This is a genomic window from Shewanella sp. GutCb (assembly GCF_002836135.1).
Lineage (GTDB): Bacteria > Pseudomonadota > Gammaproteobacteria > Enterobacterales > Shewanellaceae > Shewanella.
On record NZ_PJBL01000020.1, the window covers coordinates 84,723 to 105,747 of the forward strand.

A 21,025-nucleotide genomic window follows, 5' to 3' on the forward strand; every position below is an offset into this window, starting at 1 on the left:
AATTGCCTGCTCTGCTTGAGCCCGTTTTATACCACATTTTGCCTAATCGTTGGAATTTTGGAGATTTAATGTCACAGCAACGCCCCTTTAAACCTAAAGCAAAGCCCAGAGATCTGCAGATGGATGCGCTAAAGATGCCACCGCATTCAATTGAAGCAGAGCAATCTGTTTTAGGTGGCTTGATGTTAGATTCTGATGCATGGGACAGAGTTGCTGAAGCCGTCGTTAAAGAAGATTTTTATTCTCGCGCTCATGCAACGATTTTCACGGCGATGGAATCTTTAGTGAGTGCCGGTAACCCTATCGATTTGATCACGGTTTCAGAGCAGTTAGAGCTCACCGATCAATTAGAAGATGTCGGCGGCTTTGCTTATATTGGTGAAATTGCCAAGAACACGCCGAGTGCCGGTAATATTCACTCTTACGCTGACATTGTGCGTGAGCGTGCCGTCGTTCGCGACATGATTAAAGTGGCCAATGAAATTGCTGACGCCGGTTTTAATCCTGAAGGGCGTAACTCGGGTGAACTACTTGATTTAGCTGAGACAAAAGTATTTAAGATTGCTGAGCAGCGCGCTAACGCTAACGAAGGCCCTGAAGACATAAAAAGCATTCTGGAAAAAACCGTCGATAAAATTGAAGAGCTATACAATAACCCGACCAACGGTGTCACCGGGGTGTCGAGCGGTTTCGGCGAACTCGACAAAATGACAGCAGGCTTCCAGTCGGGGGATTTAATTATTGTCGCAGCGCGTCCTTCAATGGGTAAAACCACGTTTGCGATGAACTTGTGTGAGCAAGCGGCATTGAATGAAGATAAACCCGTGCTTATTTTCAGCTTGGAGATGCCGTCAGAACAGATCATGATGCGTATGTTGGCATCACTTGGACGAGTCGATCAGACCAAAATTCGTACCGGCCAGTTAGATGATGATGATTGGGCACGTGTATCGTCCACTATGGGCATCATGCTTGAGCAAGGTAAGATGTATATCGATGATGGTTCAGGTTTAACACCTACCGATGTGCGAAGCCGAGCAAGACGTGTTGCGCGTGAATATGGCGGGCTATCGATGATCATGATCGATTACCTCCAATTGATGCAGGTTCCCGCACTGAAAGATAACCGTACTTTGGAAATTTCTGAGATTTCTCGCTCACTAAAAGCTTTGGCGAAGGAGCTAGAAATCCCCGTTGTAGCACTATCACAGCTAAACCGTTCATTGGAGCAACGTGCTGATAAACGTCCAATTAACTCAGATTTGCGTGAATCTGGTGCAATTGAGCAAGATGCGGATTTGATCATGTTTATTTACCGTGACGAAGTGTATAACGATGATTCTGAAGATAAAGGCACCGCAGAGATTATTATTGGTAAGCAGCGTAACGGCCCAATTGGGCGTGTGCGGTTAACATTCCAAGGCCAATACTCTCGTTTTGATAATTATGCTGGCCCACAGTTTGAAGAAGATTAAATCGAGTTTATAAAAGCTTTTATGCAACACAATTAACTACAATAGAGCCTCATTGAGGCTCTTATTTTTTGATTAGATACAACAAGGTTACTCTTGAAACCATTCCCACGAGCAGAAATCAGCCGTAAAGCGCTCAAGCATAATTTAGCGCGGCTACATGAGTTAGCACCGTCAAGCAAAGTCATGGCGGTGGTTAAAGCTAATGGCTATGGTCATGGCTTACTTAATGTTGCCCAATGCTTAGATGATGCCGATGGTTTTGGCTTAGCTCGCTTAGAAGAAGCGTTAGCGCTACGCGCCGGTGGCGTAAAAGCCAAACTACTCTTGCTCGAAGGCTTTTTTAGGGTGGGCGATCTGACAACGCTAGTGGAACATAATATCGATACTGTGGTGCATCATGAATCTCAGCTTGAGATGTTAGAAAGCGCTGCTCTGGCAAAACCGGTGACCGTTTGGCTTAAAGTCGATAGCGGAATGCATCGTCTTGGTTTTTCTCCTGAACAGTTTGATTCAACTTATCAAAGGCTATTAGCCAATGATAATGTTGCCAAGCCTATTCATTTAATGACGCATTTTGCCTGCGCTGATGAGCCGAATAATCCGAGTACGGCAGCGCAACAGAAAGTGTTTGACGCGTTAACGCAAAATTTGCCTGGAGATCGCACTTTAGCCAATTCTGCTGGCACACTTTTCTGGCAGCCAAGCCAAGCAGACTGGATTAGACCGGGGATTGCACTTTATGGTGTGTCACCTGTTTTAGGGGATTTAGGCACAAAGCACGGATTGATCCCCGCGATGGATTTAGTATCGCAATTGATTGCAATTAGAGACCATAAAGCGGGCGATCCAGTAGGATATGGTAGCTTTTGGACTGCGGAAACAGACACCAAATTGGGTGTCGTCGCGATAGGTTATGGTGATGGTTATCCGCGTAATGCTCCGCTTGGCACACCAGTGTTGGTGAATGGGCGTGTGGTGCCGATTGTGGGCAGAGTGTCGATGGACATGCTAACGGTTGATCTTGGTGTCGATGCAAAAGATAAAGTGGGCGATCTTGCTGTCTTATGGGGGAAAGATCTGCCCGTTGAAGAGGTCGCTGAACATATTGGTACCATAGCCTACGAGCTCGTCACCAAACTTACACCTCGAGTCGCTGTTTGCCTAGATTGAGCAAGTAACAAATTTATGTGCTGCTGTGATGAGGCCGGATGCCCATCATCGGTGTGAAGATGTCTTAAATTGAAAATACATTCATTAATTCCCGCTGCAATGTTGTTGATGCAGCCAATGGCATTTGCCAACCCTATTATAGAAACAAAGCCGCAAATTCAATCGGCTAATACTACCGATACACCATCAGAACCACCGCAAGCTGACTTAGCCGTTGCAACGCCACCCAGTGCCGAATTCGTCGCCGTGCCGTTTGCGTTCTCGTCTGAATCGCTGAGTACCGCATTGGGCGGAGCCGTGGTAGTGAAGCATGCTGGCCAAGTACAAGCCTCTATATTGGGCATTGGTTTATACAGTTCTAACGACAGTTGGGTGACCTATTTAAGTGCACGTAATTATCAAATCCCTCAAGTCGATAGCTGGCTATTTTCGATAGAAACCTATCAAGCCCAGTTTAAAGAGGGGATCTATTATCTCTCTGAATTGGCAGAACTCAATCAAGGGGCGAGTCAAGAGGCTGATAAAGTCGTTACCCTTGGTGATGAGTCATACACTCGATTTCATGCTCAATATGTGTTGCCTTGGGGCCGAGGCGTTAATGGTGCCGCCCGCAGTCTTGCAAGATCTACTGAAGCAATTAAGTGGAACCCGTTAACATCGGGTGTGACGAGCATTAAAGTCAGTCCATTTGTGCAAACGCGCGAGCTGCAAGGCTATGAGTATTTGCCACAAAAATCCCAAGGTGTCGCATTAGAGCTCGATTGGGATAATCGTGACAATGGTCAAAATAGCACTCAAGGTGGCCAAACAAGCCTCAAGTTCAGTCGAGACTTTGGCTCTGAAGAGCGCAGCAGTTGGACAACCTGGGAGTTTGAACAAAGTGCATTTTTTGCCATTGGGGCTAGTGATTGGTTTGCTAAGCAGATCATGGCGTTTAACTTCTACTTAGCTGACACGCCAACTTGGAATACACAAAGCGGCGATAACTATCATCGCCCGCCGACATTCGCTGGGATCAGTTTAGGTGGTTTTGACCGCTTACGAGGCTATGCCAGTAAGCGTTTTACCGGACGCTCGGCGGTACTTTATTCCGCCGAGTACCGAATTCAGCCAAGATGGCAGCCGTTACAAGAGTGGCCCGTGTTTAACTTATACAATGTACCTTGGTGGCAATGGGTTGCATTTGCCGAGGCAGGGCAGGTTGCCGATGAGTTTAATGCAGAAGCGTTGCACGATGACTTAAAGTGGTCAGCGGGTATTGGCGCAAGGTTTGAAGTCGAAAGTGTTGTCGTTAGAGCTGAGCTGGCTTTTGGCAGTGAAGATCGTCAATTCTGGGTGATGGTGAATCAGCCCTTCTAAAGCAAAGGTGTTAATGGCGGTATTTGATGGCTTTCTATCGAAGTCATTTCTCAGGGTAGTTGCTCTTGAATACACAAAAAAGGCACCCGAGGGTGCCTTTGGCTTTTGCAGGGATAAATCGTTAGAGTAAACCTAGGGACAAGTTAGGACTCTGTTGTTACTGGGACTGCTTATAAAGTAAATCCATGATGCTCCATTACTTTTTCCGGGCTGTGGCAAGTCGCACAGGCTTCTTTCGCATCTTTTGCGTTACCCGCATCATTGACATCAACAATATGCTCGGCATCTTTATTGGCACCGAAATAACCACCATTGCTGTTGATATGAGACATTGCTGAGTCAGACAGGTACTTCTGGTGACAGCTCATACACGCTGCCGCATCAGGAGAGGCATACCAAGTTTCAACAACTTCATCAGCAGCCGGGCTTTGAGTGCTAGGAATCGCATGAGCTTGACCTGCATTACGGCCTAACTCAAAACCATACTTAAGACCACCATAACCTTCTACAGCCGAGTGACACGTTGTACAATCAGTCTTAAGGATTGTGCCGCTACCACCGTGACCATTATCATGACCTTGCGCTTTATGGGCTTTGTACATGAAGCTTGTTGATTTAAGTAAGTCAGCACCATTGCTGGCTTTGCCATTACCTTTAAGGCTCTTATCGTTAGTATGACAAGCGATACAGTTCACACCATTTGAATCATGGTAGAACTCATAGCTATGACAACCATGACAAGAGGCAGTATCGACAATCGAACGACGTTCGCCGACAACGGCTTCAGCATTGGCTAGCACAGTGCGATAAGCAGGGGTTTGAACATAAGCTGGGTAGGCGTTTTCAGCATCACAGCCAGTACGCTTGTCTGTTCCTTCTTCAAAACACACTTTAAGTACGGGGAGTACTTCTAATGAACGTGAACCGATGTCAGTTGGGAAGTTAATGGTCACAGCTACACTCACTGTGTTATCAGCATTCCAAATCGCTTTAGTCTCATCTTTAATATCGATGCGACGTTGGCTATAGGGTGCTTGATTGTAATCAGGGTAATCTTTTTCTACATCCCAGCTCACGACCATGTATGGCTTACTATAACCTTGCTTATAGACTTCATCTTTAGAGGCTAACTCACCATTCGCATCCATCACTTTCATGTCAAACTTAATCAGATTAGCAGCATCGATAGTCACATTCATCACTTCAACACTGTAATCTTTAGCCGCTTGGTAAGGCTTAGCAGCTTGTGCATGCACTTCGACACTATGACAATCGGTACAAACCAATTCAGGGTTCTTATCTGACTTATGCTGTGCAGGTGAGTCTGTATGGCAACCCGTACATGCGTTTGCATTCGCATTGGTAAGCCACAGATCTTTGTCTGCTAGTTCTTCATCTTGGACATGGCAAACTGCACAGTCCATAAAGGGTTTAGTTGGGAAAGCAGGATAATCGAATGCATGATCGCCACCGTAGCCAGCGATGGTATAAGGCATAGGAACAACATTACCTTCGGCATCTTTACCTTCACGCTCAGGTCCCATATGGATAGCATGCAGCATATGGCCTAATTCAACAGAAACATCATTTGGATCAGAGACGATTCCGTTATGGCATGACTGGCAATTTTCAAGGTCAAGTCTGCGACCACCGTGAGCCTTTAAGCTGTCTGGTTGGTGACAGGTGTAACACGTTTCAAGTGTTACTAACTCGCGAGTCTCTAGACCCTCGGTCGCATTAGTCGCTGGGATCCAGTCATAGTGCGCGTTCTCTGCCAGCTCGTGACCAGAGGCATACTCAAACTGCATCTCGATAGCAATACGCTGCGTCAATTGAGGGTCGAAAACGACTCCTGCTGGATCGACGGCGGTGGTGAGATTAGTGTTAAACGTATAGGTATAGGCGCCATCTTTATGATCGACTAAACACTCCTCGCAGTTTTTTATTTGCTCAAAACCTTGCTCAAAGGTAGTGCCTGTATCGTTTGTAGTCTCATTTAATAGTGAGATCCACTGCTTTAGATCTGATCCTTCATTCGTTTTTAGCTGGGCTAATGAGAAACGGAAATCATGAAACTCATTTTTTGCGCTTAGACCATAAAGTCCAATGCCTTCTTTATTTTCAAGATCGAAATCAAGGGTAATGATACCGTCAGCATATTTAGCATTACTGATTTCAGCAATTGCCTCTGCAGCCATATCGATATGTAATCCAGAGGTCCCGGGAGCACCCGGTCCTCCTGGCTGTCCATCTTCACCATTATTACCATCTTCACCATCTGAACAGCCTGAGATTAGAAATGCGGAGCTAATCAACAGTGCTAACGATGCTTTTTTTGTTGTTATCATCATACGTTCCTTAAAAGTAACCACTTTTGGTTGTTAAAATGTTAAAGATTTTGGGTGGTTGTGGATATGAGGTCGGTCACTGATACGGAATGACGTTTTACAGTCGATATAACTGCTTTAGGCAGTATTTATTGGTTTTTTAGTTTGGCCTGCTATTGAATTATTAGTTTATTGTATTTTTAGTGGGGTGTTTTTCGGTGTGTAACTCCGATATGCGTTAGATGGAAATGTGAAATTCGCATGTTGCAAATCTGAAACTGTCGCTTTCATTGATTTGGGTATGTAAGTCACAGAATTGAGGTGTAACGAAGTAAAGGTCGCAAACTTTGAGCGTGCGTATAGCTGAGCTATAAATATGCGGCTAAATTAGTAAACACTGTGTTAATGAGTATTCAGAGGCTGAATGAATAAATTAAATACCAACAGTTTATTTGATATTCAAGTATTTGTTTTATTGTACGAATCACTAAATGCAACAATTGTCAGTCAGGTACTAGGTGTTCCCGCTTCCAAAGTCAGCCGGAGCTTAAAATCGATTAGACATTCTTTGGATGCACCGCTATTTATTAGAAAACAGCAGGGATTTGAAAGAAGCAGCTTTGCTGATGATATATATCCTAAAATGAAAAAAATAGTACAGCTGGCCAAAAAATGCGCAGAAATTGACATTGACCAAGATAAAGCGAGAAAACGAGAGTTGATCATTGCTTGTCCTCCAACCTTGTCGCTGAATCTTTTACGCCATTTACAAAAAAGAGCGTCTGCAGAAAATGAAGACTATGTATTCCATATTAAATCCTGTAACAGCAACATCGGAGAGTTATTAAAGCAGCAGCGCGTTGATATAGCCGTCACGTATAGCGCTTATAACACTGAGCAGTTATCTTCAACGTTAATCGTCAAGTCAGACGCCTACGTCATGGTTGCGAGGCATGGTCACCCACTTTTGACTGCAAATCAGCCGTTGCTACTGAGTGACATCATCGATCATCCATATATTAGTTTTGCGGGTAATGAACAGGAAGACATTACTGATCCCCTTGAATGTTATGCCCTCGATACTAATAGTGACTTAAATGTAGTTGCAAAAGTGTGTTTACTTGCGGACTTAATGCTGCAATTGGAACACAGTAATGCCATAGCACTTTTATGTTATAAAGATGCAATTGAGTTTCTATGTCAGCGAGGTGATATAGCAGCGTTAGAGTTGGACGATTCTATCTGTAAGTTAATTAATCAACGAAGTGGGCGCTATCATCACTATATTACCCAAACAAGAAAAAGTTCGTTAATACCCAATTGGTTAAGTCATGAAATTCAAACTTATATAAAAGGTAATATGACATTGCCGGCTGGAGGTTGATATGAATAAACTGAGTAATATTAGCATCAGTACGATAGAGATATTTTGCCAGTTATATATCAAGGGGAGTACTAAGGTTGTTGCAAATGACTTATCGTTGTCGCAGCCCAAGGTCAGCCGTGCGCTGAATTCGCTGAGAGTGGTATTTGATGACCCCCTTTTTGTACGAAAAAATAACCAGTTCATTGCAACTGAGCTGAGTCACCGTTTACATGCTTCGTTATCGGAAATCCTACAGTGTAGTCGCTCTATCGAAAGTGATGCTATCAAAAGCTCATCGCCCGTAGAGCCAGCAATAATCATTAGTACCGTACCTCAATTGGAAATAGGACTTGCGCAGAAAATTATTAAGGATGCGGCGGACAACAACCAAAATCCTAATATTCCCATATCAACCACAGCTTGGTCAGAGCAGAGTGAGCAGCAACTCATTGATGGTGAGGTTGATGCGGCAATCTGCTTTAGGCCATCAATTCGAAAAGAGGTGTTATCAAAACCAATTATTCAACACCGAGGGGGGTATTTAATCGCCCATTCGCAGCATCCGGTTTGGGATGATTTGACGATTGATAATATGATCAACTTCCCCATTGTTAAGCTTGTTACTATGCCATTCCCTGCGAATAAATCGCCACTAGGGGCTTATGCCATAACACAAGGCAAACCTATGCAGGTGTATGCAACGGCTCCCGACCTTGGTAGCGCCGCGAGTAGCTTACTCCATTCTCATGCGGTTATGATTGTTGGCGTTAAATGTGCTGTCGATTTTTTAGCGAGCATTAAGGGCCTACATGCCCAAAAAATAGATTACTCAGAGGATAAAAGTTTATTAAAAGGCTTTAGCTATCCAACGGTTTACTTATGGCTTAAGCGTGCCATTGACGGAAAAGTCGTGGTACCCCTGTGGTTACAGCAGACCTTAGAAGCGTATATCATCAAGTCCCATAAATAGTTACGTAGCAGCCTACAATGATAATCTGGCAAACATTCAAGCGACTCAATTAATGATTAAACTCTTTAATGGATTGCAGACATCAGCATTTAAAGAGGCGCTAAGCTAGCGTTCAATGTGTTAACGCCAACCTCTGTATATAGATAGAAAAGCTCAGCATTACTGGGCTTTTGGTGTGCGTTGAGAGTGCTATAACGTATTTTAGTCGTGTTTGGGTGACGCTAGTGTGCATGCTCATCGTGGACGATAGATTAAGACTATGTTGCCAATGTTGGCACTTATACTTAGCGCTTATAGTTGATTTTAAGCACGACGAGCTTGTTGTAACTATTTGATGTTTATGTTTCATAGTGAATGCAATATCTGTTTGACTACGACTGCATGCTGACAAAGTGCGCTTAACTCTGTCGTTTTAATAGCTGACAGTGTAAAATGCGCGCCCGAATCATCTCTTGTTTTCGTTTTATTGGTAAATATATGCAGACCCAACTTAACCGTACCTTCTCTATCGCTCCCATGCTTGATTGGACTGACCGTCATTATCGTTACTTTGCGCGGTTAATGTCGTCTGAAGTGCTGCTATACACTGAAATGGTGACAACGGGAGCAATAATTCACGGTCGTGGTGACTACCTTGCATATAACGAAGAGGAGCATCCTATTGCATTGCAGTTAGGGGGCTCGAATGCAACTGACTTAGCGACGTGTGCAAAATTGGCCGCGGAACGAGGATATGATGAAATCAACCTCAACGTGGGTTGCCCATCCGATCGGGTTCAAAGCGGTCGTTTTGGTGCTTGTCTAATGGCAGAGCCGACATTGGTTGCTGAATGTATCGATGCGATGAAGCAGGTTGTCGATATTCCGGTGACAGTGAAGACGCGTATTGGTATTGACGAGCAAGATAGCTACGAGTTCTTAACGCAATTTATTGATACCGTAAAAGCGGTAGGTTGCAATGATTTTATCATTCATGCCCGTAAAGCGTGGTTGCAAGGCTTAAGCCCTAAAGAAAACCGCGAGATCCCTGAGCTAGATTATGAGCGTGTTTATCAGCTAAAACGTGATTATGCTGATTTAAGTATCAGTCTTAATGGTGGGGTTAAAACACTTGCTGAGTGTAAAAGCCATCTTGAGCAACTTGATGGTGTCATGGTTGGGCGTGAGGCTTATCAAAATCCCTATATCTTGGCAGAAGTCGACCAACAGTTATGTGGCCTTGATAAGCCAGTGCTCAGCAGAGATGCTGTTTTAGAGAAACTACTTCCTTATATAGAGAAACATCTGCAAGCGGGCGGACGCCTCAATCATATCACTCGCCATATCATTGGATTGTTCCAAGGCGAAGTTGGCTCACGAGTATGGCGTCGTTATTTAAGTGAAAATGCACATAAATCTGGTGCAGGTATAGAGGTTATAACCCAGGCTAGGAAAGAGATGGAAGCGGTTGTCAGCCTTTAATTAGCCTTAAATTTTCTCCTTTAAAATGTCTTGTAGTGAAATTCACCAGTGCGTGGTGAGTTTCACTAACGTTAGCTATCCCTCATTAAACTCCCTATCGTGTTAATGTTACTAAAAACCCACTCGTCGATAATTATTCCTTTATATTCAAAATCTTAACTTGTTAATGAAAAGTTGGCACGCCACTTGTATTAGTCTATGTGCAATCAGGCGAAACTCGAAAAGGAATCCATTATGTTTAATTCTATTGTAATGAAAACGGTAAAGACCTCTGTATTAACTGCTGTATTGTTAGGTGCTAGTGTTTCTGCTCAAGCGGAAACGTCGTTGGTCAGTGAAGTGGCAAACAGCTTAGAGCAAAACATTAGCGCTCAAATGCAAGATATGGTCAGTAAAGCACAAACAGAACTGAGTCTTTCCATTCAGTCTCAAATGTCAGAAATGATGTTCGAATTAAGCAGTGATGAAGATTTGAAAGCTGAAATGCTTACCGCCGAAAAGGTTGAAAAATCACTGGTCACAAGCGCACTAATTAAGGACTAATTATGTGGTATATAGCTCAGTTCATGGGGTTGTTACTACTGCCAGTTGTGAGTTTAGCGATATTTGCTTGTATTATTTGCTCGCTGCAGTGGCATAAATTAAAAGATTAATTTTGAAGTTAAATGGAGTTTTAAATGGCTAATTTTATTAACAGGTTAAAAGATCCTTCGTCATTGGTATGCGGCGTTGCAGCGGCAATGGCAGATAAGTTCGACTGGTCATGTTTATGGACCCGTGTGGTATGTGCACTGGCGGTTTTTTGTAACCCTGCAATGGGATTGATGATCTATTTTGTGTTGGCCTTAGTGTTACCTAAGTGGGAAAAACCATGCTAATACAGGCGCATCTATATAAAGAAGTCGATAGTACGACTTATGGATTGATACGTCGTGCCAATACGGACTACAGCAATTGGATACTAGGTGAGATGATTTGTTATTCAAGAAGGTATGCTCGCTAAAATCGATATTGATATAAGCAAGCATACTTTCTGACATTTTAGCTTATTTAGGCTACGAGCTATTTCTTTAGAAATGCAGCGAAACGAGATTTTGCTTCATCACTTGCCAGCCTAGTACCAAACTCAACCAATTCTTTTTCCATCTGCGCTCTTATTTCTTCTTTGTTATAACGCATTAACTGCTTGGTTGTTTGTAGTGAAATAGGCGGTTGCTCTGCCAACTTCTTTGCTTTATTCAGTGCATATTCAAAAATATCTTCCGTTGCAACAACTTCGTTAATAAGCCCATATGTGTGTGCTGTTGCTGCATTAAAGCTTTCGCCCAACATCAGAAGTTCAGCGGCTTTCACATGGCCGATAACTTGAGGCAATAGCAGACTTGCTCCAGCTTCAGGCACAAGTGCTAGTTTGACAAATGGCAGTTGGAATTTAGCGGTGGTATCGGCATAGACCAAATCGCAATGTAATAGCAAGGTTGTACCAATGCCAACCGCTGCGCCAGTAACGGCAGCGACGACCGGTTTTTTTAAATCAAGTAGGCAAAATAGGAATCTGAAAGCGGGGTGTTTCACACCTAAGTTACTATTTTTTAAAAAGTCAGCAATATCATTACCAGAAGTAAAACACTCAGCTTGACCACGAAACATAAAGGCTCGAATTTCATTGTCCGATTCACCTTGGATAAGGTATTCTGTTAGCTGTGTATACATTTGAAGGTTGAGCGCGTTGCGCTTGTCTGGACGATTAAACGTAATAATACGTACCCCATTATCGTCCTTAATCTGAATAGTACTCATTCGTTATGTCCTCATGTTGCGAATTAGATTTTAAAATGGAGTTTAAGACATTGAAGCAAATATTCAAACAACTGTTTAACCTCACCCTGCTGAGCTGTTTCTCGTTTACGGCTTTTGCGCAAGTGGTGCTTGTTGATGGTTACGTTCGTGCAATGCCGCCAAGCGTGCCCAATACCGCTGCTTATATCACTTTAGAAAATCATGGACCGGCAACACGGCTTATTGCTGTTGAAGCGCCTTTTGCGAAAGAAGCGCAACTGCATACGCTTATTGATGAAGATGGCATGATAAAAATGCGCCAAGTTGATGGCTTTGACATAGACTCTCATGGCAGCTTGGTACTCTCTGAATCGGGAAATCACATCATGTTGTTGGGATTGGTCGCGCCCTTAGCCGAAGAGAGCAAAGTAGATTTAACTCTCAGGTTCGCAGACGGTAAACAGCAAGTGATTTCGCTGCCCGTTAAAAAGCAGGCTAGCTCCGCAGAGTCTGAACATCAACATCACCATCATTAAGGAGTAATTGTTAATGAAAATGACCTGGAAAAAAGGCGTAGCGCTAGCTGCTTTAATTTGTTTTATTGGTTACCTTATCGCTATTTGGTGGAGTGCTGAACCTGATGTCATCGAACAAGAGGTTTATAAGCAAGATAATGGGCGCCAAGTAATTGGTTATGCCACGACAACATCGCTTATCTTAACGGTTGAGGCATTGCTGGATAAACCTGGCGGCTGGTTATCGAATGACGTCACACCGCCTTCAATCTTGATGGATAATATGCCCGCATTTGAATTTGGTGCGATTGAACAGGCTAGAGATTTAGCGCTGATTATGCGTAAAGAGTTTAGCCGTTCTCAGTCTCAGTCAACAGCTGATAAAGATCTACTTGCCGCGCATTCAAAGCTGAACATTGAGCACACGAGTTGGTTGGTACCCAGTGCTGAAAGTGAGTATCGCGATGCCGTTAAGCTGTTGAAGCTCTATCGCGCTCGAATGATTGCGTCAGAGAATCCAGATGCGCAGTTCTATGCCCGAGCAGACAACCTAAATGAATGGTTGAAAGAGATCCAAAAGCGCTTAGGCAGTATGTCGCAACGACTGTCAGCGAGCGTTGGCCAAGAAAGGCTTAATACCGATTTATCAGGTGATAGTGCAGCAAAGCAATCAACACCAGGTTATATCGCGCAAGAAATTAAGACCAGTTGGTGGAAAATTGATGATGTTTTCTATGAAACTCGTGGGGCAACATGGGCGCTGCTTAATTTCATGAAAGCGGTTGAAGTTGATTTTGCAGATGTACTGAAGAAAAAGAATGCTCAAGTGAGTTTTCGTCAAATCATTCGCGAACTTGAAGAAACACAACAATCCGTTTGGAGCCCATTGATCCTTAATGGTTCAGGCTTTGGGGTTGTCGCTAATCACTCATTAGTGATGGCAAATTATGTCTCCCGCGCAAATGCCGCGGTTATCGATTTAACTAACTTATTAACTCAAGGTTAACTATGAAAAAAACATTATTGGCGTGTGCACTATTAGGTTCTTTAGTAGGCACTTCTGCTCATGCTGCTTCTGTTATTGGTTTTAAAGTAGGTGGCGATTACTGGCAAGCTGATACCAGTGGTACTTTCGCTGAGAAGGGCCAACCACAGCAAGAGTTTAACCATAAAGATTCTTCACAAGGTAGCATTTGGCTTGCGATTGAACATCCTATCCCGCTAGTGCCAAATGTTAAGATCAGACAAAATAGCCTGAGCGCGAATGGCAGTGCTAACGTGACGAACTTTGAGTTTGGTGGTAATACTTATACTGGCGATGTGACGACAGACTCAGATTTAAGTAACACAGATTTCGTACTGTATTATGAAATATTAGATAACGACATCGTTTCACTTGATCTCGGTGCTGCTTACAAGAAGATGGACGGCAAATTCCGAGTCAATAATAGCAGTAATAATGGTCGAGAAAACTCTCAGAAAAATATCGATAGCGGTATTGTGATGGGTTATGTCGATGCACAGGTAGGCATTCCTGGCCTTGGCCTTTACGGTTTTGCCGATGTGATGATGGGCGTTGATGAGTCAAGCGTTTACGATTATTCAGTGGGTCTTGGTTGGAACTTTGATGGTACTGCGTTGGACTATCGTATCCGTGCGGGTTACCGTGATTTTAAGTTTGATGTAAATGGCTTTGACGGCGTTACAGCAGATATGCAGTTCAAAGGTTACTTTGCCGGTGTAGAATTGGTTTTCTAAGTTTCGTTAAAATTTAAGTAAGCTAATAAAAATGCCCGTCGTTGAGATGGGCATTTTTTATATGTAAACGGTTATATTTTTAATGATGGGTAGTGCTCACTGCACAGATTAAACAGGGCTAAATAACCGGTTAGGTTACTGCCGTCGCCTTGGCATACGAGTGTGTTTAGGCTGCGTAAAATCAGCCTTTGAGATTTACGTTCAAGCATCAGTTCCACGTCCAGCATTTGCTGGTATTCAGCTTTTTCTAGGCATGACTTACTTAGGCGGCGCAGTTTACGGTAGGGTAAAAGTACTCTAGCTTCCCACTTAAATGTGTCTTGTTGTAGAGTTTGCCATTGCGTGGCTGACAGCAAGTACTCTTGGGTGTCTAACCAAAGTGCGAGCAGCAACAAGTTCACATTGACCTGATGTTCGTCCTGTAAACGAAGGCATTGTTGTTGGTGTTTGAGGTAAATGTCGTCGCAGTCTTGCCACAGGCTCAAGTCTAATGTGTTGAGAAGTGTCATGATTACCGTCCATTAAAAAGGGGCTTAATGCCCCTTTATGTTATGTAAATCGTTAGAGTGAAGCTCGGACTATTTGTTCCATCTTTTCAATTTCTTCTTGAACTTCTAACCACTCCATTTCGCTCTCTTCTAACCCTTGAGTGAGTGTGGTTCGCTCACTGAGGACTTTAGTCAGTTTTGTTTTGTTGTCAGCGTCATAAAGGCTGCTGTCTGCCAGCATCTGCTCTAGTTCACCTAAGCGGTCATTTGCCTTTTGTTGCTCTTTCTCAAGCTTTGTTTGGACTTTCTTCATCGGAGATAGCTTTTGTCTTAACTCCGCTTCCAAACGCTTTTGCTGTTTTTTGTCTTGAGTGGGCTTAGCTGTTGTCCCTGTATCGTCTTTGTTTGCGGCCTTAGCAGCATCAAGTAACCATTGATGATAATCGTCCAAATCCCCTTCAAAGCTTTTAACTTCACCTTGATCCACTAGGTAGTAATCACTGCAGCTAAGACGCAGTAAATGTCTATCGTGCGATACAATAATCATTGCACCTTCAAATGATTGTAGCGCCATAGTGAGCGCATGGCGCATCTCTAAATCTAAGTGGTTGGTGGGTTCATCAAGTAGCAATAGGTTAGGGCGTTGCCACACCAGTAGCGCCAATACTAAACGCGCTTTTTCGCCACCGGAGAAGGGGCGCACAGGTGCAACAGCCATATCACCGTTAAAGCCATAACCGCCAAGAAAGTTACGCAACTCTTGCTCTTTTGTATTTGGTGCGAGGCGTGCGAGGTGTTGCAATGGCGTATCGTCTAAGCTCAGAAACTCTAATTGATGCTGTGCAAAGTAGCCAATGTTTAGCCCTGGGTTAGTTTCATATTTACCTTTCATTGGCGACAGCTCGCCGGAAAGCAGCTTAACTAAGGTTGATTTACCGGCACCATTTCTGCCGAGCAAACCAATACGTGCTCCTGGCACTAGGTTTAGTTGCACCTTTTTAAGAATTTCTGTCTCACCATAACCAACAGACACTTGTTCCATGGCGACCAGCGGATTAGGCAATGCTTCAGGCTCTCTAAATGACATATGAAAAGGGCTATCAGCTTGTGATGGCAATAGTTCTGCCATGCGTTCAAGCGCCTTTAAACGGCTCTGGGCTTGTTTTGCTTTACTGGCTTTGTATCTGAAACGATCCACAAATGTCTGCATATGCGCACGTTCTTTCTGCTGACGTTCATAGGCAACTTGCTGCTGCGCCATACGCTCGGCACGGACATGTTCAAAGGCGGTGTAGTTACCTTTGTAGTAATTCAATTTTTGATGTTCTACATGGACGATTTCATCAACAATGCCGTCGATAAAGTCACGATCGTGACTGATCAAAATTAATGTACCTTGGTAGGCTTTAATCCAGCCTTCCAACCAGTACATGGTATCTAAGTCTAAGTGGTTGGTGGGTTCATCAAGTAGTAATAAGTCTGAGCGGCATAATAGTGCTTGGGCTAAGTTTAAGCGCATGCGCCAACCCCCCGAGAAACTTTTTACTGGGTTAGACTGTTCTGCTTCGCCAAAACCAAGTCCAGCAAGTAAACTGGCTGCACGGCTACGAATCGCATAGCCGCCTATGGCCTCTATTTTACCGTGTAGTAGGGCAATCTTATGCCCGTCGTCAAGCTCTTGGGCTTGCAGCAATTGAGCTCCAAGCTCACGATATTCAGTATCACCGTCAATCACATATTCAATGGCTGCAACATCCAGTGCGGGTGTTTCCTGGGCGACGGTTGCTGTTTGCCAACCAGACGGCATACCGAAGTCGCCTTTGTCTAAACTTATCTTGCCTAGAATTAGCGCTAGAAGTGAGGATTTTCCTGTACCGTTAGCACCCACGAGACCGACTTTATGGCCTGGATAAACGGTTAATGAGGTTTCATCTAGCAGGATTTTAGACCCGCGAACGAGTTGAGCTTGAGTGATGGTGATCATTTATGCCGGCTTGAGTCTGAGTGAAAGCAATTATTGCTGGGGATAATAGCCCAGAATCTAGTCTGGCGGCTATGACCAAGCTGCGAAAACTGTCGCTATGGTTCGGCTTATTTGTGCTTTTGTGGCAAAATGGCACGAATTTACCCTTAGGGCTCTAATTGATGACCACCACCACGAAGAAAGTAAAGAAAAGATTTGTTGCAGGTGCAAAGTGTCCGAAGTGCCAAGCGAAAGAATCTATCGTGCTATTTAAAGAAAATGGTATTGAAACCGTTGAGTGTGTTGAGTGCGATTATCGCGAGCAGCAAACTGATGAAAAAATCGTTAAAAAAGCCACCGGTGCGGTGATTGGTGTCTTTAAACCTGAATAGCCAATAGCGGGTCAGTATTAATGACTATACACGTGTGTATTTATCTGTACATTTGTTTTGTTGTCGTTTAAACTTTGCGCGGTATATATGGGCTACTGCTTATATTGAATTGTTTATTAGGAAACAAAATGAATATCGCTCGCTTGGTTGTTATAGGTTGCATGTTATTGCTGGTGGGCTGTGGAACAGTTCAAGATTACCGAAAATCGCAAATGTTCAGTACGTTTGAGGATTTCAGAGCTGGACCAGAAGGTGGTAGCGACTTAGTTTGGGCGCAGCCTAATATCAAAAGCGTGGCGGATCTTAATCAGATTTTAAACCGTTATGACAATGTTATCGTCGATCAGGCTTGGTTACTGCTTGATGATAAGGACAGATATGACGGGCTCGATGATCAAGACATTGTCGAGGTGTCTAAATACCTTATGGATAAAATTAAGGAGAAAGCCAGCAACCGCTTTACCTTGGTCGACAAGGCAACCGATAAAACCCTGAGAGTGAGTGTCGCGCTAACTAATATTGAAACACCTAACCCCATTCTGGCAGTGACCAGCAGTATCATGCCTGTTGGACTCGGCATTTCGAGTATCTCTAAAATAGTGACTGGCGAGCATACCAACGTCGGCAGTGCCACGATTGAGCTTATGATTAGCGATGCCAAAACTGGCAAACCCATCGTCGCGGTGATAGATCGTAGGGGCGGAAACAAAGATCTAAGCACCATGATTGATTCGACCGACGATGCTAAAGATGCGATAAATTGGTGGGTTGAACGCTTGAGTAAAACCTTACGTGGTGAAACGCTCTAAGCGTTAAATTTCTGCAACCATTTAAGCCATCTTTGCCAACGTCTTAAAGACGTTGGCTTTGGATAAACTGCTCAATTCTTGCCAACCTATCCTGGCCCCACACGCTTAGTTGTTGGCTAGAGTCTTGTTGCTTACCGCCATGTTGAATACTTCCTGCTAGGATATTGCTTTGGTAACTAAAACTCGGTACTCCCCAAAGGCCGAGTTGCATCATCTCATCAAGATTGTGTTGTGCCCATTGGCGCCAGCTTGATAGCTTTAGTAAGCTCTGCGCATGTGGCCAATCTAAGCCACTCCGTTCGACGATTATCTTCAACCCTTTATCGGTATCGCTATGTAATCCTTGGCTGTTGACTGCTCTTGAGTAATTTAATAAGTACTCCGTTCCTTTGCCTTGCGCCTCGGCATATTCAAATAGGGCGTAGCAGCGTTCAACTCCCAGCCCTAAAGGATCGGCGACTTTACCGTAATCGATATTTAAGCGGCATGCTTCGCGTTTGGTGTCATGAAATATATACATCTTCTTTGCGTTTGGTACCGCTAAACCGCGCATCACCATCGGCAGAACAGGCTTGATGGTGAGAGGGATTTGATATTTATTGGCGAGTAATACCGTTTGCTCTAAACCCAAGTGGGAGTAAGGGCTGCGTATTGAAAAATATAGCGTGAGTCTTTTGTTATTTTGGTCATAGTTTGGAGTCTCGGCTTGTTTCAATGTGGATGTAGCGTCGAGTTTCAATCTTGTTTTGGTGAATATGGGCTGCAAAGGCAATTTGTACAAGCTAATCAAGCGTTGCTCTAAATAGGCTAATCTATCAACTCCCCAATACCATTCTCCAGCATAATGGATCGTGCCCGTTTGATAGTGTCCAAGTTTTTGTATTAAAACACTGTTGCGGCTTAAGCTGGTTTTCTCTTGGGGGCTGAACTGGAACGTTTTTTTACGTTGAGGGCGGTTTTCATCTTGCCAGAAATCGGCAAATATTTTGACTAAATGATGTATATCGGCTGCAGTCGACCCACAGGCAAGTAGCGCTTTTGTCGCGACGACTTTGTCAGATTGATGATGTTCAATACCGCTGTTAACGGAGTCAAAGTAATACAGCTTGGCTAAATACTGACAGTCTGATACGGCATTTTTTTTCCACAAGACGGGTTCAGGAAAGGCATTATCTGGGACTGATATTAACGGATAAAATACAATATTGAGCGGCATTGATGACCCGTAGCACGGTATAAAATGCGCTAGCGCTTGCAGCAGGATATAGCTGTAAGGGTCATCTATTTTGATAAACACTTTGAGACTGTGAGGTTGACGTAGCAGCTTACGTTTAAACTCAAACAGATATCGTTTGCAGTTAAGTGACGTATCACTGGATAAGCACTGTGCAAGATATGGCATAAGCGATGTTTTAACAGACATGATAGTTGATTGACCCTTAAAAGTTAGTTTTAACATAAGGGGCAAAGCCTTAAAGGTAAAGCACAGGGTTTAATCTACTGCTACGCGCAGTATTTGTTGCTGCAAAAGCGTGGGAATGCTGCATCTATTGTAATAACTGCTACAATAGCGCGCTATAATAGTTAGCATTCATCATCGACATTTTAAGCCTTGTGATTTTAAGGCTCTTGTCACTATATTTTATTGCTGTTGAGAATCGGCCAAACCGCCGACGGTATTGAACTGGTGAGATAAACTCTGCCAGCAATGAGCTTCATTCTCGCGGTAAATACTTAGGAAAGAAACTTTGACTCAATCAGTCCTCGACACCGATGGCCAAGTGCCGTTTTCAACCCTAAAGCTCAAAACTGAGCTACTCGACAACTTAACCACAATGGGTTTTGAGTCGATGACACCGATCCAAGCTCAGAGCTTACCAGCGATCCTTAATGGGGAAGATGTCATTGGCCAAGCCAAAACAGGCTCGGGTAAAACAGCCGCATTCGGTTTGGGTCTGCTGCATAAATTGGACGTTAAGCGATTCCGCATCCAGTGTTTAGTGATGTGTCCAACACGAGAACTGGCTGACCAAGTGGCCAAAGAGATCCGTACGTTAGCCCGCGGTATTCACAATATTAAGGTGTTGACTCTTTGTGGTGGTGTTCCTATGGGCCCACAAATTGGTTCGCTAGAGCACGGCGCGCACATCATTGTGGGTACTCCAGGACGTATTATCGATCACTTAGATCGTAACCGCTTAGATTTAGATAATGTGCACACCTTGGTGTTGGATGAAGCTGACCGTATGTTAGATATGGGCTTTCAAGTTGAACTTGAAGCCATTATTGAGCAGATCCCTGTTGAACGTCAGACATTACTTTTCAGCGCAACATTCCCTGATCAGATTAAGTCTATTGCCAATACGATTATGTTCAAACCTGTCATGGTTAAAGTCGCTTCGACGCATGAAACAAGTACGATTGACCAACACTTCTATGAAGTGGGTAATCCTAATGACCGTATGCGCGCACTAAAATTGCTGTTACTGCAGCATCGTCCAGATAGTGCTGTGGTATTTTGTAATACCAAGCGCGAAACTAAAGATGTTGCTGCGCAGCTGAAGAACGACGGTTTTAGCGTAGTGGCACTGCATGGCGATCTCGAGCAACGAGATCGCGATCAAACGCTACTGCAGTTCGCCAACAAAAGTGTGTCTATTATGGTGGCAACAGACGTTGCGGCACGTGGATTAGACATTGACGCGCTTGATGCTGTGATTAACTACCAGGTTGCTTTTGACACTGAAGTTCACATTCATCGTATTGGTCGTACTGGACGTGCTGGCAGTCAAGGCGCCGCATATACGTTTTATAACGATGAAGATGGATATAAAATTGCGTTGCTTGAAGATTATCTTGAGCGCGATATTGTCAATGAAGCGCTGCCTGCTGAGAGCTTACTCGACACTTACCCTACTCAACCAAGCATGATCACGTTGCAAATCGAAGGCGGTAAAAAGCAGAAGTTGCGTCCAGGCGATATTTTAGGAGCACTTACGGGTGAAGATGGCATTGATGGTAGTGAAGTTGGTAAAATCAAAATCACTGATTATCGTGCTTACGTCGCGGTTAATCGTAAAGTCGCAAAGCGTGCGTTGCATAAAATTGTTAATGGTAAATTGAAAGGGCGCACATACCGCGCTTGGGAAATGAATTAACGAACTCGACGTAATTCGACTTCAGATTAAATACT

19 protein-coding genes are annotated in these 21,025 nt (G+C 43.8%); 14 read left to right on the forward strand and 5 right to left on the reverse strand.

Annotated features, from left to right (window positions below):
• The first annotated feature begins 68 nt into the window (after positions 1–68).
• The 3 genes from dnaB (at position 69) to CXF86_RS12255 (ending at position 4,004) form a co-directional block, all read left to right on the forward strand.
• On the forward strand, positions 69–1,475 hold the full coding sequence (gene dnaB, locus CXF86_RS12245) for a replicative DNA helicase (protein WP_101092581.1): 1,407 nt from the start codon (positions 69–71) through the stop codon (positions 1,473–1,475).
• Positions 1,476–1,568: 93 nt separating this feature from the next.
• Positions 1,569–2,645, forward strand: a complete 1,077-nt coding sequence (gene alr / locus CXF86_RS12250; protein WP_101092580.1) for an alanine racemase — start codon at positions 1,569–1,571, stop codon at positions 2,643–2,645.
• 69 nt (positions 2,646–2,714) lie between these two features.
• On the forward strand, positions 2,715–4,004 hold the full coding sequence (locus tag CXF86_RS12255; RefSeq protein ID WP_257985341.1) for a BamA/TamA family outer membrane protein: 1,290 nt from the start codon (positions 2,715–2,717) through the stop codon (positions 4,002–4,004).
• Between the two features lie 170 nt (positions 4,005–4,174).
• Here the strand turns inward: CXF86_RS12255 and CXF86_RS12260 are convergent, their stop codons facing one another.
• Positions 4,175–6,352, reverse strand: coding sequence for an OmcA/MtrC family decaheme c-type cytochrome (locus tag CXF86_RS12260; protein ID WP_257985342.1), 2,178 nt, complete (start codon positions 6,350–6,352; stop codon positions 4,175–4,177).
• A 403-nt stretch (positions 6,353–6,755) separates the two neighbouring features.
• On the opposite strand from CXF86_RS12260, the gene CXF86_RS12265 reads away from it, so the two are divergent.
• From CXF86_RS12265 to CXF86_RS12285, 5 genes are all read left to right on the forward strand, one after another.
• Entirely contained in the window at positions 6,756–7,715 is a 960-nt protein-coding gene (locus CXF86_RS12265) for a LysR family transcriptional regulator (protein WP_102039117.1), read from the forward strand.
• 1 nt (position 7,716) lies between these two features.
• On the forward strand, positions 7,717–8,667 hold the full coding sequence (locus CXF86_RS12270; RefSeq protein WP_102039118.1) for a LysR family transcriptional regulator: 951 nt from the start codon (positions 7,717–7,719) through the stop codon (positions 8,665–8,667).
• Positions 8,668–9,144: 477 nt separating this feature from the next.
• Positions 9,145–10,128 (forward strand): tRNA dihydrouridine(20/20a) synthase DusA, encoded by a 984-nt coding sequence (gene dusA / locus CXF86_RS12275; protein ID WP_101092575.1) that lies wholly within the window; start codon positions 9,145–9,147, stop codon positions 10,126–10,128.
• Between the two features lie 234 nt (positions 10,129–10,362).
• Positions 10,363–10,671, forward strand: a complete 309-nt coding sequence (locus CXF86_RS12280; RefSeq protein ID WP_101092574.1) for a hypothetical protein — start codon at positions 10,363–10,365, stop codon at positions 10,669–10,671.
• 134 nt (positions 10,672–10,805) lie between these two features.
• Positions 10,806–11,006 carry a PspC domain-containing protein gene (locus tag CXF86_RS12285; RefSeq protein WP_101092573.1) on the forward strand — a complete coding sequence of 67 codons (201 nt, stop codon included), beginning with the start codon at positions 10,806–10,808 and terminating at the stop codon, positions 11,004–11,006.
• A gap of 184 nt (positions 11,007–11,190) precedes the next feature.
• Here the strand turns inward: CXF86_RS12285 and CXF86_RS12290 are convergent, their stop codons facing one another.
• Positions 11,191–11,928, reverse strand: a complete 738-nt coding sequence (locus CXF86_RS12290; protein ID WP_101092572.1) for an enoyl-CoA hydratase-related protein — start codon at positions 11,926–11,928, stop codon at positions 11,191–11,193.
• Between the two features lie 35 nt (positions 11,929–11,963).
• Here CXF86_RS12290 and CXF86_RS12295 point away from each other — a divergent pair, with 35 nt between their 5' ends.
• From CXF86_RS12295 to CXF86_RS12305, 3 genes are read left to right on the forward strand one after another with little or no spacing between them, the layout of a single operon-like run.
• A complete protein-coding gene (locus CXF86_RS12295) occupies positions 11,964–12,443 on the forward strand; it encodes a copper chaperone PCu(A)C (protein ID WP_102039119.1) in 480 nt (159 codons plus the stop codon).
• A gap of 13 nt (positions 12,444–12,456) precedes the next feature.
• On the forward strand, positions 12,457–13,428 hold the full coding sequence (locus CXF86_RS12300; protein ID WP_102039120.1) for a DUF2333 family protein: 972 nt from the start codon (positions 12,457–12,459) through the stop codon (positions 13,426–13,428).
• Positions 13,429–13,430: 2 nt separating this feature from the next.
• A complete protein-coding gene (locus tag CXF86_RS12305) occupies positions 13,431–14,180 on the forward strand; it encodes a TIGR04219 family outer membrane beta-barrel protein (protein WP_101092569.1) in 750 nt (249 codons plus the stop codon).
• Positions 14,181–14,251: 71 nt separating this feature from the next.
• Here the strand turns inward: CXF86_RS12305 and CXF86_RS12310 are convergent, their stop codons facing one another.
• Together CXF86_RS12310 and CXF86_RS12315 are read right to left on the reverse strand one after the other, a co-directional pair.
• Positions 14,252–14,689: a TIGR02444 family protein gene (locus tag CXF86_RS12310; protein WP_102039121.1), complete on the reverse strand. Its 438-nt coding sequence runs from the start codon at positions 14,687–14,689 to the stop codon at positions 14,252–14,254.
• Positions 14,690–14,741: 52 nt separating this feature from the next.
• Positions 14,742–16,652, reverse strand: coding sequence for an ABC transporter ATP-binding protein (locus CXF86_RS12315; RefSeq protein ID WP_101092567.1), 1,911 nt, complete (start codon positions 16,650–16,652; stop codon positions 14,742–14,744).
• A 161-nt stretch (positions 16,653–16,813) separates the two neighbouring features.
• Between CXF86_RS12315 and CXF86_RS12320 the strand changes: the two genes are divergently transcribed.
• Together CXF86_RS12320 and CXF86_RS12325 are read left to right on the forward strand one after the other, a co-directional pair.
• On the forward strand, positions 16,814–17,023 hold the full coding sequence (locus CXF86_RS12320) for a YheV family putative zinc ribbon protein (protein WP_101092566.1): 210 nt from the start codon (positions 16,814–16,816) through the stop codon (positions 17,021–17,023).
• A 128-nt stretch (positions 17,024–17,151) separates the two neighbouring features.
• Positions 17,152–17,832, forward strand: coding sequence for a DUF3313 domain-containing protein (locus CXF86_RS12325; RefSeq protein ID WP_102039122.1), 681 nt, complete (start codon positions 17,152–17,154; stop codon positions 17,830–17,832).
• 43 nt (positions 17,833–17,875) lie between these two features.
• Here the strand turns inward: CXF86_RS12325 and CXF86_RS12330 are convergent, their stop codons facing one another.
• Positions 17,876–19,255 (reverse strand): DsbA family protein, encoded by a 1,380-nt coding sequence (locus tag CXF86_RS12330; RefSeq protein WP_180961058.1) that lies wholly within the window; start codon positions 19,253–19,255, stop codon positions 17,876–17,878.
• A 358-nt stretch (positions 19,256–19,613) separates the two neighbouring features.
• Here CXF86_RS12330 and dbpA point away from each other — a divergent pair, with 358 nt between their 5' ends.
• Positions 19,614–20,990, forward strand: a complete 1,377-nt coding sequence (gene dbpA / locus CXF86_RS12335) for an ATP-dependent RNA helicase DbpA (protein WP_101092621.1) — start codon at positions 19,614–19,616, stop codon at positions 20,988–20,990.
• Positions 20,991–21,025 lie beyond the last annotated feature (35 nt).

Coding starts and splice junctions, on each gene's coding strand:
- CXF86_RS12290 (WP_101092572.1), bottom strand. CDS start 11,928: ATGAGTACTATTCAGATTAAGGACGATAATGGGGTACGTATTATTACG.
- CXF86_RS12310 (WP_102039121.1), bottom strand. CDS start 14,689: ATGACACTTCTCAACACATTAGACTTGAGCCTGTGGCAAGACTGCGAC.
- CXF86_RS12260 (WP_257985342.1), bottom strand. CDS start 6,352: ATGATAACAACAAAAAAAGCATCGTTAGCACTGTTGATTAGCTCCGCA.
- CXF86_RS12285 (WP_101092573.1), top strand. CDS start 10,806: ATGGCTAATTTTATTAACAGGTTAAAAGATCCTTCGTCATTGGTATGC.
- CXF86_RS12265 (WP_102039117.1), top strand. CDS start 6,756: ATGAATAAATTAAATACCAACAGTTTATTTGATATTCAAGTATTTGTT.
- CXF86_RS12270 (WP_102039118.1), top strand. CDS start 7,717: ATGAATAAACTGAGTAATATTAGCATCAGTACGATAGAGATATTTTGC.
- CXF86_RS12315 (WP_101092567.1), bottom strand. CDS start 16,652: ATGATCACCATCACTCAAGCTCAACTCGTTCGCGGGTCTAAAATCCTG.
- CXF86_RS12325 (WP_102039122.1), top strand. CDS start 17,152: ATGAATATCGCTCGCTTGGTTGTTATAGGTTGCATGTTATTGCTGGTG.
- CXF86_RS12280 (WP_101092574.1), top strand. CDS start 10,363: ATGTTTAATTCTATTGTAATGAAAACGGTAAAGACCTCTGTATTAACT.
- CXF86_RS12300 (WP_102039120.1), top strand. CDS start 12,457: ATGAAAATGACCTGGAAAAAAGGCGTAGCGCTAGCTGCTTTAATTTGT.
- dusA (WP_101092575.1), top strand. CDS start 9,145: ATGCAGACCCAACTTAACCGTACCTTCTCTATCGCTCCCATGCTTGAT.
- CXF86_RS12320 (WP_101092566.1), top strand. CDS start 16,814: ATGACCACCACCACGAAGAAAGTAAAGAAAAGATTTGTTGCAGGTGCA.
- CXF86_RS12330 (WP_180961058.1), bottom strand. CDS start 19,255: ATGTCTGTTAAAACATCGCTTATGCCATATCTTGCACAGTGCTTATCC.
- dnaB (WP_101092581.1), top strand. CDS start 69: ATGTCACAGCAACGCCCCTTTAAACCTAAAGCAAAGCCCAGAGATCTG.
- CXF86_RS12295 (WP_102039119.1), top strand. CDS start 11,964: ATGGAGTTTAAGACATTGAAGCAAATATTCAAACAACTGTTTAACCTC.
- CXF86_RS12305 (WP_101092569.1), top strand. CDS start 13,431: ATGAAAAAAACATTATTGGCGTGTGCACTATTAGGTTCTTTAGTAGGC.